Source organism: Abyssibius alkaniclasticus, from assembly GCF_020447305.1.
Classification (GTDB): domain Bacteria; phylum Pseudomonadota; class Alphaproteobacteria; order Rhodobacterales; family Rhodobacteraceae; genus Abyssibius; species Abyssibius alkaniclasticus.
The window spans coordinates 1264955-1282814 of the sequence record NZ_CP095732.1 but is presented as its reverse complement, the minus strand read 5'-3'; the positions used below and the strand labels follow the sequence as shown (position 1 = coordinate 1282814).

The window sequence follows — 17860 nt, the reverse complement described above, 5'->3', positions numbered from 1 at the left end:
GCCATGTTGAATTTCAACACTCTGCTTTTCGTCAGCCTTGCCTATGTCGCCCTGCTTTTTGCGGTTGCTTTCTGGGCGGAGCGGCGCGCGGCGCGCGGCCATTTTTCCTGGCTTCGCTCGCCCATAGTCTACACGCTGTCCATTTCGGTCTATTGCACGGCCTGGACGTTTTATGGCGCCGTTGGCTCGGCGGCGCGCAACGGGCTGGAATATGTGGCCATCTACCTTGGGCCGACACTGGTGTTCATCGGCTGGTGGTGGCTGCTGCGCAAGATACTGCGCATTGGCCGGGCGCAGCGCATCACCTCGATCGCCGATATGATCTCCTCGCGCTATGGCAAAAGCCCAACGCTGGCCGTGGTGGTTACTTTTCTGGCGGTGGTCGGCTCTACCCCTTATATCGCGCTGCAATTGCAATCGATTACCCTGTCATTCTCGGTTTTTGATACCGGCGAAAGCGGCTTTGGCAGTGCGAATGCCACGGCCTTCTGGATTGCGGTTGGCCTTGCGGTATTCACCATTCTGTTCGGCACCCGCAATGTGGATGTGAACGAACGCCACCACGGCGTTGTGACCGCCATCGCGCTGGAAGCGGTGGTAAAGCTGTTTGCACTGCTCGCGGTAGGCATTTTTGTGGTTTGGGGCGTGGCCAATGGCCCGGCTGACATATTTTCGCGCGCGGCACCCAACCTGCTGCACCCCGAAAACATCTTTTCGCCGCGCTGGGCGACGCTGGTGTTCCTGTCGGCCACGGCCATCATCTGCCTGCCGCGCATGTTTCAGGTGACAGTGGTCGAAAATGCCGATGAGCGCCACCTTGCCGTGGCAAGCTGGGCCTTTCCCTTCTACCTTTTCTTGATAAGCCTGTTCGTGCTGCCCATCGCCATTGCGGGCGGGGCAATACTGCCCGAAGGCTCCAACCCCGATCTGTTCGTGTTGTCGGTGCCTTTGGCCGAAGGGCAGAACATGCTTGCACTTTTTGCCTTTCTTGGCGGGTTTTCCTCGGCCACCTCTATGGTGATCGTGGCGGCGATTGCGCTGTCAACGATGATGTCAAACCATATTGTCATGCCGCTTTGGCTGCGCGCCAGCACGGGGCTTTTGCAAACCTCGGGCGATGTGAAGCAGGTGCTTTTGGTCAGTCGCCGTATCAGCATCGGGGTGGTGCTGCTGCTTGGCTATCTCTATTTCCGGCTGACGGGCGGTTCGACCGCGCTGGCCGCCATCGGGCTTGTTTCCTTTGCCGGCATCGCGCAGGTCATGCCCGCGCTGATCGGCGGGCTGTTCTGGCGCGGGGCCACGCGCAAGGGCGCGCTGGTGGGCATGATCGGCGGCTTCATCATCTGGGCCTATACGCTGTTTCTGCCCAGCTTTGACGGTGGTTTCATCCTGAGCGCGCAAACGCTGGCCAATGGCCCGTTCGGTTGGGAAATGCTGCGCCCGCAAACCCTGTTCGGTCTGGATTTTGGCGATGATCTGGTGCATTCGATGTTCTGGGCGATGACGGTGAATACCGGGCTGTTCATTGCCGTATCGCTTGGCAGCACGCCCACCCCGCTGGAGCGGCTGCAATCCACCCAGTTTGTCGATGTGTTTCGCCTGAACGAAGGCTCGGGCGGCTACCTGATTGCGCGTTCAGCCACGGCGGAAGACCTTTACACGCTCGCCCAGCGCATTCTGGGGGCCGATGCGGCCCATGCGCTGTTCACCCGCGTTGCCCGCGCGCAAGGCCGCAGCAGCGGCCTGCCCGAGGCGACCGATGACTTTGTGCAGGTGCTGGAGCGCGAGCTTTCCGGTTCGGTCGGCGGGGCATCGGCCCATGCGATGGTCAGCCAGATCGCCGGGGGCGGTATGGTGTCGGTCGATGAGCTGATGAAAATTGCCGATGAAACCGCGCAGATCATGGAATATTCGCAGCAGGTCGAGGCGCAGTCGCGCGAGTTGGCGGAAACCGCGCAGCAATTGCGCCAGGCCAATGCCAAGCTGACCGAGCTTGGCGCGCAAAAAGACGCGTTTCTCAGCCAGGTCAGCCATGAGCTGCGCACACCGATGACCTCGATCCGCTCGTTTTCCGAAATTCTGCGTGAAACCAAAGACCTGTCAGATGAAAAGGCCCAGCGTTTTGCCGGGATCATCCGCGACGAAAGCGAGCGGCTGACGCGGATTCTGGATGAAATCCTTGACCTGTCGCATCTGGAAAGCGGGCGCGTGAACTGGGTTTTGCAAGATGTGCCCCTGCAAGCGGTCATCGACCGCGCCCTGAACAGCGCCGAGGCACTGATCAGCGCCGCTGGCGTGCGCATCGTGCAAAAAATGCCCGAAACGCCGCTTGTCGTTCATGCCGATTTTGACAGGCTGGCGCAGGTGTTCATCAACCTCATTACCAATGCCGTGAAATATGGCATATCAAACGCGCCCGAAATCATCATTCATGCGCGCAGGGTTGGCAAGCTTGCGCTGATCGGCGTCATCGATAACGGCCCCGGAATCGCCCCGCACGAACATATGCGCGTGTTTGAAAAATTTTCGCGCCTCAGCTCGGAAACCCTGGCCGGAAGCGCCGGGCTTGGCTTGCCGATCAGCCGCGAGATCATGCGCAATCTGCATGGCGATCTGACGCTGGAAGACAATGCCCCCGGTGCGGTGTTTCGCGTAAGCCTGCCGCTTGCAGACTATGCGCCGCGATAGATATCAAGGATCAGCCGCGCGGTCATCAAATCCAGATGCGCGCCACCGCCGTTCTTGAACAGGGTAATGTCTTGCGCCGAGTGCCGCCCGGCCCGGCCCGTGGCCAGATCAGGCAATTCGCCCAGAATCTGCGCTTCGGTTATCGCGCCGCTGGCAAGCGGGATCATCAATTCGCCGATATGACCAACGGTCGTTGCCCGGCTGTCGACAAAAATTTTGGCGCGCTGCAGGGCTGTATCATTGGCTTCGCGCATATCGGCGGTAAAGGCGCCGATCAGGTCGATATGCTGGCCGGGATGCAGCCATTCGCCCCATAGAACGGGCTCTTTGGCCATTGTCGCCGTGGCAATGATATCGGCGCGCGCCACGGCGCGCGGCAAATCTGTGGCCAGGCGCGCGCCCTTGGCATTGGCCAGCGCCTCGGCCTGGGCAGGTTTGCGCGCCCAGACCATGACATCCAGTTCCGGCCAGTGGCTGCGATAGGCGTCGATGACAGACTCCGCCACGCGCCCCGCGCCGATGACCAAAAGCCGCGCTGCATCAGCCCGCGCCAAAAGCCGCGCGCCCGCCAGACTGTCGGCCGCCGTTTTCCATTTGGTGACCAGATCGCTGTCGATCACCGCCTCGATCTGGCCGGTCGCATCGTCAAAAACCAGCATTGCGCCGTGGATGCTGGGCAGGCCATTGGCTGCATTGCCCGGCATCACCGTGACCGATTTAACACCAATCCCCATGCCCGCAATCCAGGCTGCGCGCGACAAAAGCGTATTGTCGCCCTCGCGCAGAAACTGGTCGCCGATTTTGGGTGCCGCGGCTTTGGAGCCTGCAATGATTGCATCGGCCACCGCGCTCCAGCTCAGGCGCGCTTCAACCATATCGGCGGTGATATAGGGGATGGCCATGCGCTACAGCACTTTGGCAATGGCACCTGCCAGCCAATCCAACCGCTCGGCAGGTAGGCCCGCCACGTTGAACCGGCTATCACCCACCATGTAGATGCCATATTCGCTGCGCAGCTTTTGCACCTGCTCGGGCGAAAGGCCAAGGCGCGAGAACATGCCGCGATGATCGGCGATAAAGTCGAACCGGTCGGAATTGGTGGCCTTGCGCAAGGCGGCGGCCAAAGCGTTGCGCAAATCGAGCATTCGCAGGCGCATGGCCTCAAGCTCGGCCTGCCAACTGGCGCGCAGCGCGGTATCGGCCAGCACGGTGGCAACAACCACGGCGCCATGATCGGGCGGGAAAGAATAGTTCAGCCGGTTCAGCGTGGTCAGCGCGCCCTTGGCAAGCTGGGCCTGATCCGCGTCTGCCGCAATGGCCAAAGCCACGCCGACACGGTCACGATACACGCCGAAATTCTTGGAGCAGCTCGCGGCGATCAGCATTTGCGGCACACGTTCGGCAAGCCCGCGCAGCCCTGCCGCATCGGCATCGAGCCCGTCGCCAAAGCCCTGATAGGCGATGTCGATCATCGGGATCAGACCGCGTTCCAGCAGCAAATCGCCCACGGCCTGCCACTGCGCGGCGTCCAGATTTGCGCCGGTCGGGTTGTGGCAGCAGCCATGCAGCAGCACGATATCGCCCGCTTTGGCATGGGCCAGATCCTCCATCATGCCCGCAAAATCCACCGCGCAGGTTGCGCTGTCAAAGTAACGATAGCTCGCACCCTTCAGGCCGACATGCTTGAGAATGGCCGGATGGTTGGGCCATGTCGGATCCGACAGCCAGACCGTTGCATCGGGGCTGGCCATGCGGATCATTTCGAACAATTGCCGGATGGCCCCGGTGCCGCCGGGCGTTTGTGCGCCAACCACGCGCGCGGCTGGCACGGCATCGGCCAGCACCATATCGCGCATGGCGGCCACGAAATTCAGATCGCCCAGCAGCCCGACATAAGACTTGCTGGCCTGTGCCTCCAGCAGGCGCGACTCGGCGGCCTTGATTGCGCCCATGATCGGGGTTTTGCCCGCCTCGTCCTTGTATACGCCGACGCCAAGGTCAAGCTTGTCGGCGCGGGTATCGGCCGCATAAAGCGCGATAAGCTCGATGATCTTATCGGCAGGCTGGGGTTTGAGATGTTCGAGCATTGCAGCATCCTTGGACGGCAGGGTTGATCGGAGTGTAGCGCGGGCGTCGCCCTAGGCCGGGCCGGTGGCGACTTTCAGGTCTTTGTAAGCACCCCATTCCGCCCATGACCCATCATAAAGCGCATGGTTGGAATGGCCCAGCACAACAAGGGCAAGGTTGATGATGGCGGCTGTCACACCCGAACCGCAGCTTGTGACGATCGGGCGGTCAAGATCGACACCAGCCGCCGCGAAAGCCGCGCGCAGCCCGTCCTTGTCCTTCATCTTGCCATCAGCCGTCAGCAGATCCTTGAAGAACAGATTGCGCGCGCCGGGAATATGGCCAGAGCGCAAACCTTCGCGCGGCTCGGGTGCTGTGCCTTCAAAGCGGGCAGGCGCGCGGGCATCGACGATTTGCACATCTCGCAGCTTGGCGCTGGCGGCGACTTGCGTAACATCGCGCACAAGGTCGGCGTTGCGCCGCGCGGTGAAATGCCGGTCGCGCAAAGTTGGTGGAAAATCCAACGTGTCGCGCCGCTCGGCGATCCAGGCCGGCAGGCCGCCATCCAGCACCGAAACATCGGTCTTGCCGAAATGGTTGAACAGCCACCAGACGCGCGCGGCAGAGAATATGCCGGCGCTGTCATACACCACCACGCGATGCCCGTCGCCAATGCCCAGGGCGCGCATCCGTGAAACGAATTTCTCGACAGAAGGCGCCATATGCGGCAGGTCTGATTGCGCATCGGAGATTTCGTCGATGTCAAAGAACCGTGCGCCGGGAATGTGGCATTTGTCATATTCCGCGCGCACATCCCGATTGTCGGCGGGCATATACCAGCTTGCATCGATGATGCGCAGGTCGGGTGCGGTCAGGTGATCAGCCAGCCATGCCGTGCTGACAAGCGGTTGCGGGGACCAGGCCATATCGCCTCCAGTTTCTGCTTAGATTAGACCTAACGCCTTCGCTGTGCCCATACAAGCACAGAGCAGGCGCGTGCAATGGGCAAATGCACTTCCCCTAGGCGGGGGTGTAGGTTTCATCAAAAGCATAGCCCGCCGCACGCACGGTGCGAATGGGGTCAGCAGCACCGCGCAGGTTCAGCGCGCGGCGCAGACGGCCGATATGCACATCAACCGTGCGGATCTCGACATAAATATCCTGCCCCCAGACCCGGTCGAGCAATTGTTCGCGGCTATAAACGCGGCCCGGGCGGCTGATCAGCGCATCGAGCAGGCGAAATTCGGTCGGCCCCAGTTTTACCTCGCGCCCGGCACGATGCACGCGGCAGGCTTCGCGGTCGAGTTCAATATCGCCGAACTTGGTGGCATTGGTGGCAATGCCGGGCGCACGGCGGCGCAGAACGGCCCGCAGCCGCGCCATAAGCTCGGACATGGAGAAGGGCTTGGTCAGGTAATCATCAGCCCCGGTGTTCAGCCCGCGCACGCGGTCTTCTTCCTCGCCGCGCGCGGTGAGCATGATGATCGGCAGGTCTTTGGTAGAACTGCGCGCGCGCAGCTGGCGGCAGATTTCAACGCCCGACAGGCCGGGCAGCATCCAGTCCAGTATCACCAGATCGGGGGTGTTGTCGCCCACCGCTGCCAGCGCCTCGTCGCCATCTTCACACAGCGACACATCATAGCCTTCGCGTGTCAGGTTGTAGCGCAGCAGCGTGCTGATCGCGCTTTCATCCTCGACAATCAGAACCCGTGCGCCCATATCCAGCCCCTATTCAAAATCCAGCCCGATGGGCTCGCCCTTGGGGCGGTCATCGCCCAGTGGCTCGCCCTTGACGATGTAGTAGATCATCTCGGAAACATGGGTCGTATGGTCGCCGATACGCTCGAGGTTCTTGGCCACGAACAAAAGCTGGCTCCCGAGCCCGATCATCCGGCTGTCTTCCATCATATAGGTCACAACCTCGCGGAAGATGGCGTTATACATCTCGTCGATCTTCACATCGCTCTTCCAGATCGCCACGGCCTGTTCGGCATTGCGCGAGCCATGCGCATCCAGCACTTCGGACAGTTGCGCCAGCGTGGCCTGCCCCATATTCACGATGGAATGGGAGATTTTCACCGGGCGGGCATTGGCCAGATAGGCGGCGCGGCGCGCAATGTTCTTGGCCAAGTCGCCGATACGCTCCAGGGTCGAGGCGATTTTGAGCGCCGAGATCAGCACCCGCAAATCCTGGGCCATTGGCTGGCGCAGCGCAATCACGCGGGTGGCCATTGTCTCAAGCTCAAGCTCCAGCGCATCAAGCACCTTGTCGCGCTCGCGCACCTGCGCGGCCATTTCGGCATCGCGGTTTTGCACGGCTTCCAGCGCGTTGCGCAGCAATTCTTCCGCCAGCCCGCCCATTTCCGAAATCTTGCCCTGAACGGCGATCAGGTCATCATCAAATGCCGATACGATATGCGGTCCCATATTGTCCTCCATCAACCGAAACGGCCGGTGATATAATCTTGCGTGCGCTGCTCGCGCGGATTGGTGAAAATCTCGGTCGTATCGCCATATTCCACAAGGTCGCCCATGTGGAAAAACGCGGTTTTCTGGCTGACGCGGGCGGCCTGCTGCATGGAATGGGTCACGATGACCACCGAAAAATCGGTGCGAAGTTCATCTATCAGCTCTTCAATCCGGGCAGTGGCAATCGGGTCGAGCGCGCTTGCCGGCTCGTCCATCAGCAATACCTGCGGCGCCGTGGCAATGGCGCGCGCAATGCACAGGCGCTGCTGCTGGCCACCCGAAAGCCCGGTGCCGGGCTCGTTCAACCTGTCCTTGGCCTCGTTCCACAGGGCTGCGCGGCGCAGCGACGTTTCAACGATCTCGTCCAACTCGGCTTTGGTGTTGGTCAGGCCGTGAATGCGCGGGCCATAGGCAACATTGTCATAGATCGATTTCGGGAAAGGGTTTGGCTTTTGAAAGACCATACCCACCCGGGCACGCAGCTGCACGGGGTCGATATCCTTGTTATAGATATCTTCACCGTCGAGCCGGATATCGCCGGATACACGGCAGATATCAATCGTGTCATTCATGCGGTTCAGACAGCGCAGAAAGGTAGATTTTCCGCAGCCCGAAGGGCCGATAAACGCCGTTACGGTCTTGTCCTCGATATCGATCGAGACATTCGTGATTGCCTGTGTTTTGCCATAAAAGACGTTCACGTCTTTCGTGGTAAACTTCATGCTGGTTTCAGCCACAACGGCCTCCTGACTGGGATTGTCATACATCGCTTGATCCTCTCTTACCATTTGCGCGCAAACTTGCTGCGCAGATAAATGGCAATCGCATTCATTGTAATCAGGAAAGCCAGCAACACCAGAATCGCCGCCGATGTGCGGCTGACAAAGCCGCGCTCGGGGCTGTCTGCCCAGATGAAAATCTGGGTCGGCAGGGCGGTGGCACTGTCAAAAGGGGTTGAGGCGGCAGAGGTGATAAAGGCATTCATGCCGATCAATAGCAGCGGCGCGGTCTCACCCAATGCCTGCGCAAGACCGATGATCGTGCCTGTCAGAATTCCGGGCATGGCCAAAGGCAGCACATGGCCGAACACCACCTGATGTTTGGATGCCCCAACCCCCAACGCCGCCTCGCGAATGGATGGTGGCACAGCCTTGAGCGCGACGCGTGTTGCAATGATGATCGTTGGCATGGTCATCAGCGCCAGCGTCATACCACCAACAAAGGGGGCCGAGCGGGGCATACCGAACCAGCCGATGAACACCGCAAGCGCCAACAAACCGAACACAACCGAGGGCACCGCAGCAAGATTGTTGATATTGACCTCGATGAAGTCGCTGAATTTGTTCTTGGGGGCGAATTCCTCAAGATAGATGGCCGCGCCAATGCCCAGCGGGAAGGCGATAAGAAAGCACACAAGCAAAGCCCAGAACGAACCGACCAGCGCGCCTTTCAAGCCTGCAAGCTCGGGAAACCGCGAGTCGGCATTGGCAACCAGCGCCCAGTTGAGCGGGCGTGAAACAAGGCCAAGTTCGACGAGCCGGTCGAAACGCTCGACCTCGGCATCGTTTATGCGGCGGCGATCTTCGGGCGTGTCGCGCGCGATCAGGCCTTTGTTCAACTGGTCATACGGATCGGAAACCGGCACGCGCAGGCGAACGGTCTGCCCGATGAGTGTCGGGTCGGCGGCAACCATGTCGCGCAACTGGAACTGGGCACCATCCGAGAGTATCGCGGTTAGCGCGCGCGCAGCGGCACGATCGCTCAGGTCCACATCGGGGAAATACTGGCCCATTGCAACCGCCAGCACATCGCGGAACCCGCCGCGTGGCAGCCGCTCTTCGCTGATCTCTTCCGGATCGACAAAGACCGAAATCTCGACATGCGTTTGCGTGAAGGCGTAACGACCGCTTGTAACCAGCGACGCGATCAGGATGCCGAGCATCCCGATGGCGAAAATGATCGCAGCTAGGCCGAGCGCCTGAATCATCACCTGCTTGCGGTTACGGCGTTTGAGACTGGCGCGCACAAGATCGTCGGTTGCACGGGTCGGGCGTTTGCCACTTGGGGCGCTTGTTGTATCGGTCATGGATAAGCCCTAATCGTAGATTTCGCGATACTTGCGGACAATCCGCAAGGCAAAGATGTTGATCATCAGCGTGACAAGAAACAGCACCATTCCAAGTGCAAAGGCTGCGAGCGTCTTGGGATTGTCAAACGATGTATCACCGATCAGCAGTGTCACGATCTGCACCGTCACGGCGGTTACACTATCAAGCGGGTTGATTGTGAGTTTGGCAATCAGACCGGCCGCCATGACCACGATCATCGTTTCGCCAATCGCGCGGCTGACTGCCAGCAGCACACCACCGACGATGCCGGGAATTGCGGCAGGAAACAGAACACCCAGAACCGTTTCGGCGCGCGTTGCACCCAATGCCAGCGCCCCGTCGCGCAGCGACTGGGGAACAGCCGATAGCGCGTCATCGGCAAAAGACGAAATAAACGGGATCAGCATGAGCCCCATCACACCACCGGCTGCAAGCGCGGTATTCGGTGCAACATCCAGCCCGATAGACTGCCCGAAACTGCGCATGGCCGGGGCAACCACCAGAATGGCAAAGAAGCCATAAACAACCGTAGGCACACCCGAAAGGATTTCCATTACCGGTTTGACGATTTCGCGCACCCTGCGCGAGGCAAATTCGTTCAGGTAAATCGCGGTGAGCAGACCAATGGGAAGCGCGATCAGCATGGCAACCGTGGCAATAACGAGCGTTCCCAAAAAGACCGGAACAATCCCGAATGCACCTTCGGCAGCGATCTGGTCTTCACGAATGGGGATCTGCGGCTCCCAGTTCAGCCCGAACAGGAAGTCTGTTAACGGCACCATTGTCAGGAATTTGTAGGTTTCGAAAGTCAGCGCGGCGACAATGCCGATGGTTGTGAAAACCGCGACGACAGAACAGAAGATCATCAGACCGGAGATAATCTTCTCAACACTCTGACGGGCGCGGAAATTCGCGCTGACCTTGCTGCGCGCATAAAGCATCAATGCCAGCGCAGAGGCGACCACGATCACAAGCAACAGCCAGGATGATGTGGCGCGATAACTGACGAGTTGCTCGGCAGCGACGATCTTCCAGTCTTCGGGCGTGCCAAAAACCTGACCGGCTGCAAGTGACTGGATTTCGGCAAACACCAGTTGAAGTTCGCCGGTTCCCATTCCGTCAAGAACACCCTCGGGCAGGCCGGACATGACGAGCGCGTTGATCGCCGGCGCTTTCAGCACAAGCCAGACGACAATCAGCACAAATACCGGGACCAGAACGACCAGCAGCGCATACATGCTGTGGAACCCGGTCAGTGAATGCAGCTTGCCACCGCTTTTACGGATAAGGAACGCCGCACGCCGGTTTATCAGATACCCCAGAATGGCGGCGGTAAAAAGCAAAAGAAAGGCGAGCAGTGTCATAGCTGTTCCCGGTGCGCAGAAGTCGAAACCCGCCCGAGCGTCATGCCCGGGCGGATCGATTGGATTGACCGGATTATTCCGGAGCCATCATGGTTTTGCCAGAAAGAACATTGTCCTGAACTTCGGCGCGCGCCGCATCAGAAAGCGCAACCATGCCACGCTCGGTCAGGTAACCACCCGGCGCCATCGCATCTTCAGACATGTATTCTTCGATGAACTCGTTCAGGCCGGGGATAACACCGCGATGTGCGTTCTTGATGTAGATGAACAGCGGGCGCGAGATCGGATATTCGCCCGAAGCGATGGTATCCGGGTTCGGCTCGGCGCCTTCAACGAGAACCGGCTTGAGCGTGTCGAGGTTTTCATACAGGAACGAGTAGCCGAAAATACCCAATGCATTCGTATCGGAGTTCAGGCGCTGAACGATCAGGTTGTCGTTCTCACCGGCTTCGATGAACGGACCATCGGTGCGCATACGCGAGCAGTTTTCTTCAACCCAGTCACCGTCGAAGCCACCGTTGGCAACATAGTCCAGTTCTTCGCAGCCAGCCCACATTGCAAGCTCGACAAAAGCATCGCGTGTGCCCGAGGTTGGCGGCGGGCCAAGCACGATGATCTCGACTTCGGGCAGGCGCGCGTCGATCTGCGACCACATCGTGTAGGGGTTCGGGCCCCATTCGCCGTCAACCGGAACTTCTGCGGCCAGCGCAAGATAGATCTCTGCACGTGTCAGATCCCATGCGAAATCATTCGCGTTCGAAATCGCGATCGACAGGCCGTCCGAGCCGATATTGGCTTCCGTGATATCGGTTACGCCATTTTCGGCGCAGAGTTCAAATTCCGATGCTTTCATGGCACGCGATGCGCCGGTAATGTCGGGAAACGCTTCACCGATGCCGCCACAGAAAATCTGCATACCGCCACCGGTGCCGGTGCTTTCAACGATCGGCGAGGACATGCCGGTCAGGTTGGCGAATTGTTCAGACACGGCTTGCGTGTAGGGGAACACAGTGGACGAGCCGACGATACGGATTTCGCTCCGTGTCTGCGCCATTGCGGCGGTTGCGGCAACAGCGGCAACGGCTGCGAGTAGAATGCTTTGGGTTTTCACGAGTGATACTCCGTAGATTTGCGTACAGCCGAACCCTTTGTCCGGCGTCGTCACAATCGTGACAAGCTGCGGCAGGAATATAACAAAGCGACAACAGTTTTGTGACAGTCCAAGTGTTTGTTTTCAGGTGCTATTCCGGTTCCGGTTCCGGGTCTCGGTCGGGATATGACGGAACCCAGATGGTAAAAGTGCTTCCTTCGCCCAGGGTCGAATCGATGTCCAGCCGCCCGCCATGCCGGTTGAGAATGTGCTTTACAATCGCAAGGCCAAGCCCGGTGCCGCCCTTGTCGCGGCTTTTGGCGGCGCTGATGCGGTAAAAGCGTTCGGTCAGGCGCGGCAGGTGTTCGCGCGCAATGCCCGGCCCGGTATCCTGCACGCTCAGCCCCCATTGGCCTGGATGGCGCGAACTGGTCATATTGGGCGTGATCGTTACCTTGCCACCCTGGCCGGAATATTTGATGGCGTTGTCAATCAGGTTGGTCAGCACCTGCAAAAGCTGGTCGCGGTCGCCCACAACAAAGCAGGGCGCAGCCGCGCCGGCCATGACAACCTGAACATCTTCCAGCAGCGAGGATGGCGCCAGCGCGCGGATACATTCCGCCGCAAGCTCGGTCAGGTCGCAGCGGCCATCGGGGCGCTGATGCGCGTTCAGCTCGATACGTGACAGGCTCATCAGATCATCGACCAGGCGCTGCATCCGGGCGGCCTGCCGCGCCATGATGCCCAGAAACTCGGCCTGTGCTTCGGGGTCGTCTTGTGCCGGGCCGCGCAGCGTTTCGATATAACCGATGATCGAGGCCAGCGGCGTGCGCAGCTCATGGCTGGCATTGGCAATGAAATCACGGCGCAGGGTTTCCATGCGGCGGGCCTGGGTGCGGTCTTCGATCTGCAGGATCGTATGCGCAGTCACCCCGAAATCATTGCCCTTGGGCAGCGGGCCGATCTGGGCCTCCAATATCCGCTCGGTGCCAAGCCGCGCGGCAAAGGCCACGCTTTGGGGTTGCCCGCTGGCTTGCGCGCGCCCAAGTGCGGCAACAAATTCCGGTGCGCGGAAAATATTGGAAATATGCGCGCCCACCTCGACATGGCTGACCAGGGCTTCGGCGGCAGAGTTGGCGTAAATCACCCGCCCCTTGCGCGACAACACGATCAACGGCGAGGGCAGGCCGCGCAGCATGGCGCGCCCAAAGCCCAGCGGCAGGTCGGTTGAAAGCGGGGCGGGCTGCTCGGGGGGCAGTTCCGGTATTTCGGTCTGCACATCGCGGAACATGCCAAACAGCAGCACCAGCAGAAACGCGGCCACACCCACGATCCAGCCCGAATCGGTAAAGGTTGCAATAAGGCCTGCCAACAGCCCCAAAACGCAGGCCAAAGGCAAATAACTGGCGGTTTTTCTGAACATTGGGTCGAATGTCCCGCGTGGTTGATTGCATTTACATAAGCGCGATATATCTCAATGGTGACGTTAACAAGACAGGCTTTCCATGATCAGGTTCTCGCTTGAATGCGCCAAAGGGCATGTGTTTGACTCGTGGTTCGGCTCCAATGCCGATTACGAGCGGCTGCAAGACCGTGGTTTGGTGGCCTGTTCCGTATGCGGTGATACCGCGGTTTCAAAGGCAATCATGGCGCCCGCCGTCTCGCTTGCCGAGCAGCAAAATGCCCATCCGTTAAGCGCGCCCGCCACCCCTGCCGAGCAGGCCTTGCGCGAATTGCGCAAAAAATTCGAGGCCGAAGCCACCGATGTGGGCAAGAATTTCGCCACACAGGCCCGCAAAATGCACGAGGGCGATTTGCCGTCAAAGCCGATTTACGGCGAAGCGAAGCTCGAGGATGCCCGTGCCCTGCTGGAAGACGGTATTCCCGTCGCCCCGCTGCCCTGGCAAAAGCGCCGCGACAGCTAGCGCCGCTTGCCGCTGCCAAAGCTTTTGGCTAATAGAGCGCGACGCAACCAGCCTGGAGCGGCGTATATGCCCCGTTTGGTCATGAAATTTGGCGGCACTTCGGTGGCCGATATCGACCGCATTCGCAATGCGGCCCTGAAAGTGCAGCGCGAGGTCGAGCGCGGCTATGAGGTGATTGTCATCGTTTCGGCCATGTCGGGTGAAACCAACAAGCTTGTCGGCTATGTGCGCGAGGCTTCGGCGGGCGGGGCGGCGGGCACGCCCGGCTTTTACGATGCGCGCGAATATGATGCGGTTGTCGCCTCGGGCGAGCTGGTCACCTCGGGGCTGATGGCGATTGTCCTGCAGGAAATGGGCATTCAGGCGCGCAGTTGGCAGGGCTGGCAGGTGCCGCTCAAAACCACATCGGCGCATGGGGCGGCGCGCATCGTCGACATTCCGAACGATAATTTCAATGCCAAGTTTGCCGATGGTATGCAGGTGGCCGTGGTGGCCGGCTTTCAGGGTGTGGGCGATGATGGCCGCGTGACAACGCTGGGGCGCGGCGGCTCTGACACCACCGCCGTGGCCTTTGCCGCCGCGTTCAACGCCGAACGCTGCGATATTTATACCGATGTTGACGGGGTCTATACGACCGATCCGCGCATCACCGCCAAGGCCCGCAAGCTGAACCGCGTGGGCTATGAAGAAATGCTCGAACTGGCCTCGCTGGGTGCAAAAGTGCTGCAAACCCGCTCGGTTGAACTGGCAATGCGTTACAAAGTGCGCCTTCAGGTGCTAAGCAGTTTTAGCGACGAGCCGGGAACGCTTGTCTGCGATGAGGAGGAAATTATGGAATCCCGTATCGTTTCAGGCGTCGCCTATTCGCGCGATGAGGCCAAGGTGACATTGATCAGCGTGGCTGACCGCCCCGGCGTGGCGGCCGCCATTTTCGGCCCGCTGGCCGAGGCGGGCGTCAATGTCGACATGATCGTGCAGAACATCTCGGAGGACGGGCGCACCGATATGACATTCTCTTGCCCGCATGATCAGGTGCCCGGCGCCGTGCGCGCCATTGAAGCCGCGCAAAGCGCGGGTGAGATCGAGTTTCGTGCGCTGGATATGGATGAGAATGTCGCCAAGGTTTCCATTGTCGGCATCGGAATGCGCAGCCATGCAGGCGTTGCGCAGAAAATGTTCAGGGCGCTGGCCGAGGATGGCGTCAACATCAAGGTCATCACCACATCCGAGATCAAGGTTTCGGTGCTGGTTGACCGAAAGTATATGGAACTGGCCGTGCAGTCGCTGCATGATGCCTTTGAGTTGCACAAGGTTTCATGACATATCCCCCCAAAAAGGCCGGATAGATGGGTTCATCAAAAGGCGTCGAATCACGCATTCTGTTGCAACGTCTGCGCGCGGTCATGGCCGAGGCCGGCGAAGGGCAGGACCGGCTGAACAGCATTGTGCGGCTGATCGCCGAATCGATGGCTGCCGAGGTGTGTTCGATCTATCTGCGCCGCGACGAGCAAACGCTGGAGCTTTGCGCCACCGAAGGTTTGCGCGCCGAAGCGGTGCATAATACGCGCCTGCGCATTGGCGAAGGGCTTGTCGGGCGGGTCGTGAAATCGGCCAATCCGGTGAACGAGGCCGATGCGCCAAAGGCCAAGGGCTTCAGCTACCGCCCTGAAACCGGCGAAGAGATCTATTCGAGCTTTCTGGGCGTGCCCATTTCGCGCCTTGGTGCCGTGCTGGGTGTGGTTGTTGTGCAAAACACCGCTCCGCGCATCTACACCGATGACGAGATTTACGCGCTGGAAATCGTGGCGATGGTTCTGGCGGAAATGACCGAGCTTGGCGTTTTCGCCGGGCCCGATGACCTTTCCGTGCCTACCCAGCATAGCTGGCCGTTCTTTGCGCGCGGGCTGATCGGCCAGGAAGGTGCCGCCGAAGGCGTGGTTCTGTTGCACGAACAGCAGGTCGTGGTGGCCAACCCCGTGGCCGATGACCCGGATGTGGAAATGGCCAAGCTGGCGGCCGCGATTGAAACGCTGCAATCGGAAGTGGACCGCATGTATGAGGCGGATTTCGCCCATGAGGCGGGCGACCACCGCGATGTTCTGGATACTTATCGCATGTTCGCGCAAGACCGTGGCTGGCGGCGGCGGATGGAAGCCTCGATCGATTCCGGCCTTGCGGCGATTGTGGCGGTGGAGCGCGAGCAGACCAGCACCCGGATGCGCATGGAGCGCGTCGCCGACCCCTATATCCGCGAGCGCCTGCATGATCTGGATGACCTGTCCAACCGGCTTTTGCGCATTCTGTCGGGCGGCGAAGGGGCCAATGGCCGCGATATTCCCGACAATGCCGTGCTGGTGGCGCGCAATATCGGGCCGGGCGAGTTGCTGGATTACGCCGGCAAGATCATCGGTGTTGTGCTGGAAGAGGGCAGCGTTGGCAGCCATGCCGCGATTGTGGCGCGTGCGCTGGCCATTCCGCTGGTCATTCAGGCGGAACATATCAGCCGCGAGGCGCTGAATGGCGACCCGATCCTGGTGGATGGCGATAGCGGCGTGGTGCATCTGCGCCCGGAAGAAAAAATCGTTGCGGCCTTTCGCGAAAAGCTGGCCATGCAGGCCGAGGCCCAGCATGAATATGCCGCCCTGCGCGACCTGCCGGCCGAAACGCGCAACGGCGTGGTGGTCGATCTGCATATGAATGCAGGGCTAATGGCCGACCTGCCCAGCCTGAACACCTGTGGGGCGCAAGGCGTGGGGCTGTATCGCACCGAATTGCAGTTTCTCATTCATGCCCGGATGCCGCGCCGCGATGACCTCGTCTCGCTTTACACCCGCGTGATGGACGCGGCGGGCGATATGCCGGTGACCTTCCGCACGCTCGATATCGGCTCGGACAAGGTGCTGCCCTATCTCAAACGGGTTGAAGAGCCGAACCCCGCCTTGGGCTGGCGCGCCATTCGCGTGGGGCTCGACAGGCCCGGTGTGATGCGGATGCAGCTTCAGGCGCTGATCCGCGCCGCCAAGGGGCGACCCTTGCGCGTGATGTTCCCCTTCGTGGCCGAAACGGATGAATATCTGCAGGCGCGCGATATGGTCCATGCCGAAATTGCCCGCGAAGTGGCGCATAAGCATGTGGTGCCCTCCGATCTGAAGATCGGCGCAATGCTGGAAACCCCCAGCCTTGCCTATGCGCCGGATATGTTCTTCAAGACAACCGATTTTTTGTCGATCGGCGGCAACGACCTCAAGCAGTTCTTCTTTGCGGCCGATCGTGAAAACGAGCTTGTGCGCCGCCGCTATGACACGCTGAACCTCAGTTTTCTGGATTTCATCGAACATATCGTAAAGCGCTGCACCGCAGCCCGCACGCCCGTTTCGTTTTGTGGCGAAGATGCCGGCCGCCCGCTCGAGGCGCTGGCACTGGCGGCAATGGGGTTGCGCAACCTGTCCATGCGCCCCGCTTCGGTTGGCCCGGTCAAACGCATCTTGCGGCTGGTCGATCTTGATGAAGCCCGCGCGGTGATCATCTCTGCCCGCGAGCGCGGCGAAATCTCCGCCCGCCCCGCACTGACCGACTGGATTGCCAAGCTGGTGAGCTAATCCGGCGCGCGGCCCTGCACCAGGTCTGCGCCATCCCATTTGCGCACCATGCCCGAAACCCCGTCAAACGCGCCGGGCTGCAGGGCCTGGGCGAGCAGGCGGTCGGGGTTGGTGGGGGGCGGATAATCCAGCGCCATCGCCGTCGCCCGGTCAAATCCGAAACGTTTGTAATAGGGCTCGTCGCCCACCAGCACCACGCGGCTCCAGCCAAGCGCCCTTGCCCGGTGCAGACTGTCATTGATCAAGAGCGCCCCCAGCCCCTCGCCCTGCCGGGTGGGATGCACGGCCACCGGGCCAAGCAGCAGCGCCGCATGGCCTGCCACGCCAATGCGAATGGGCCAATAGCGGATCGAGCCGCCCAGAACGTCATATTCATCGCGCGCCACCAGCGACAGGCCCGCCAGCGGCGGGATCCCGTCGCGCAGCCGGTAGGATGACAGCGCCGTGCGCCCCGGCGCAAAGCAGGTGTCGAGCAGATACTCGACCTCATACCAGTCGAACGGAGATTCAGGGGTGAATTGGAACATCAGAAAATCCGATACCTGACGGG

The 17860-nt window shown here is 60.4% G+C and carries 15 protein-coding genes; 4 read left to right on the top strand and 11 right to left on the bottom strand.

All coding sequences use genetic code 11. From position 1 onward, the window contains the following. The first annotated feature begins 3 nt into the window (after nt 1-3). Nucleotides 4-2688: a sensor histidine kinase gene (locus LGT41_RS06520; protein ID WP_274129309.1), complete on the top strand. Its 2685-nt coding sequence runs from the start codon at nt 4-6 to the stop codon at nt 2686-2688. Here the strand turns inward: LGT41_RS06520 and LGT41_RS06515 are convergent. The 10 genes from LGT41_RS06515 to LGT41_RS06470 form a co-directional block, all read right to left on the bottom strand. Next, nucleotides 2673-3590 (bottom strand): ornithine cyclodeaminase family protein, encoded by a 918-nt coding sequence (locus tag LGT41_RS06515; protein ID WP_274129308.1) that lies wholly within the window; start codon nt 3588-3590, stop codon nt 2673-2675. The genes LGT41_RS06520 and LGT41_RS06515 overlap by 16 nt on opposite strands. A gap of 3 nt (nt 3591-3593) precedes the next feature. Then, the gene (locus LGT41_RS06510) at nt 3594-4775 is read right to left on the bottom strand and encodes an amino acid aminotransferase (RefSeq protein WP_274129307.1); all 1182 of its coding nucleotides are present in this window, start codon (nt 4773-4775) and stop codon (nt 3594-3596) included. Between the two features lie 51 nt (nt 4776-4826). Next, nucleotides 4827-5681 (bottom strand): 3-mercaptopyruvate sulfurtransferase, encoded by an 855-nt coding sequence (gene sseA / locus LGT41_RS06505; RefSeq protein ID WP_274129306.1) that lies wholly within the window; start codon nt 5679-5681, stop codon nt 4827-4829. 94 nt (nt 5682-5775) lie between these two features. Continuing rightward, entirely contained in the window at nt 5776-6474 is a 699-nt protein-coding gene (gene phoB, locus LGT41_RS06500) for a phosphate regulon transcriptional regulator PhoB (RefSeq protein ID WP_274129305.1), read from the bottom strand. A gap of 9 nt (nt 6475-6483) precedes the next feature. After that, nucleotides 6484-7182, bottom strand: coding sequence for a phosphate signaling complex protein PhoU (gene phoU, locus LGT41_RS06495; RefSeq protein WP_274129304.1), 699 nt, complete (start codon nt 7180-7182; stop codon nt 6484-6486). A gap of 11 nt (nt 7183-7193) precedes the next feature. Then, nucleotides 7194-7991: a phosphate ABC transporter ATP-binding protein PstB gene (pstB, locus tag LGT41_RS06490; RefSeq protein ID WP_274129303.1), complete on the bottom strand. Its 798-nt coding sequence runs from the start codon at nt 7989-7991 to the stop codon at nt 7194-7196. A 14-nt stretch (nt 7992-8005) separates the two neighbouring features. Continuing rightward, nucleotides 8006-9310, bottom strand: a complete 1305-nt coding sequence (pstA, locus tag LGT41_RS06485) for a phosphate ABC transporter permease PstA (RefSeq protein ID WP_274129302.1) — start codon at nt 9308-9310, stop codon at nt 8006-8008. 9 nt (nt 9311-9319) lie between these two features. Beyond that, on the bottom strand, nt 9320-10696 hold the full coding sequence (gene pstC, locus LGT41_RS06480; protein ID WP_274129301.1) for a phosphate ABC transporter permease subunit PstC: 1377 nt from the start codon (nt 10694-10696) through the stop codon (nt 9320-9322). Between the two features lie 73 nt (nt 10697-10769). After that, nucleotides 10770-11807, bottom strand: a complete 1038-nt coding sequence (locus tag LGT41_RS06475) for a substrate-binding domain-containing protein (protein ID WP_274129300.1) — start codon at nt 11805-11807, stop codon at nt 10770-10772. A gap of 130 nt (nt 11808-11937) precedes the next feature. Beyond that, complete coding sequence (locus LGT41_RS06470) at nt 11938-13158, bottom strand: ATP-binding protein (RefSeq protein ID WP_274129299.1); 1221 nt, start codon at nt 13156-13158, stop codon at nt 11938-11940. Between the two features lie 133 nt (nt 13159-13291). Between LGT41_RS06470 and LGT41_RS06465 the strand changes: the two genes are divergently transcribed. The 3 genes from LGT41_RS06465 (at nt 13292) to ptsP (ending at nt 17310) form a co-directional block, all read left to right on the top strand. Further along, nucleotides 13292-13711, top strand: a complete 420-nt coding sequence (locus tag LGT41_RS06465; RefSeq protein WP_274129298.1) for a DUF1178 family protein — start codon at nt 13292-13294, stop codon at nt 13709-13711. Between the two features lie 66 nt (nt 13712-13777). Then, nucleotides 13778-15031 carry an aspartate kinase gene (locus tag LGT41_RS06460; protein WP_274129297.1) on the top strand — a complete coding sequence of 418 codons (1254 nt, stop codon included), beginning with the start codon at nt 13778-13780 and terminating at the stop codon, nt 15029-15031. Nucleotides 15032-15057: 26 nt separating this feature from the next. Further along, nucleotides 15058-17310, top strand: a complete 2253-nt coding sequence (ptsP, locus tag LGT41_RS06455) for a phosphoenolpyruvate--protein phosphotransferase (RefSeq protein ID WP_274129296.1) — start codon at nt 15058-15060, stop codon at nt 17308-17310. On the opposite strand, the gene LGT41_RS06450 is transcribed toward ptsP, so the two are convergent. Then, the gene (locus LGT41_RS06450; protein ID WP_274129295.1) at nt 17307-17837 is read right to left on the bottom strand and encodes a GNAT family N-acetyltransferase; all 531 of its coding nucleotides are present in this window, start codon (nt 17835-17837) and stop codon (nt 17307-17309) included. The genes ptsP and LGT41_RS06450 overlap by 4 nt on opposite strands. Between the last annotated feature and the right edge of the window lie 23 nt (nt 17838-17860).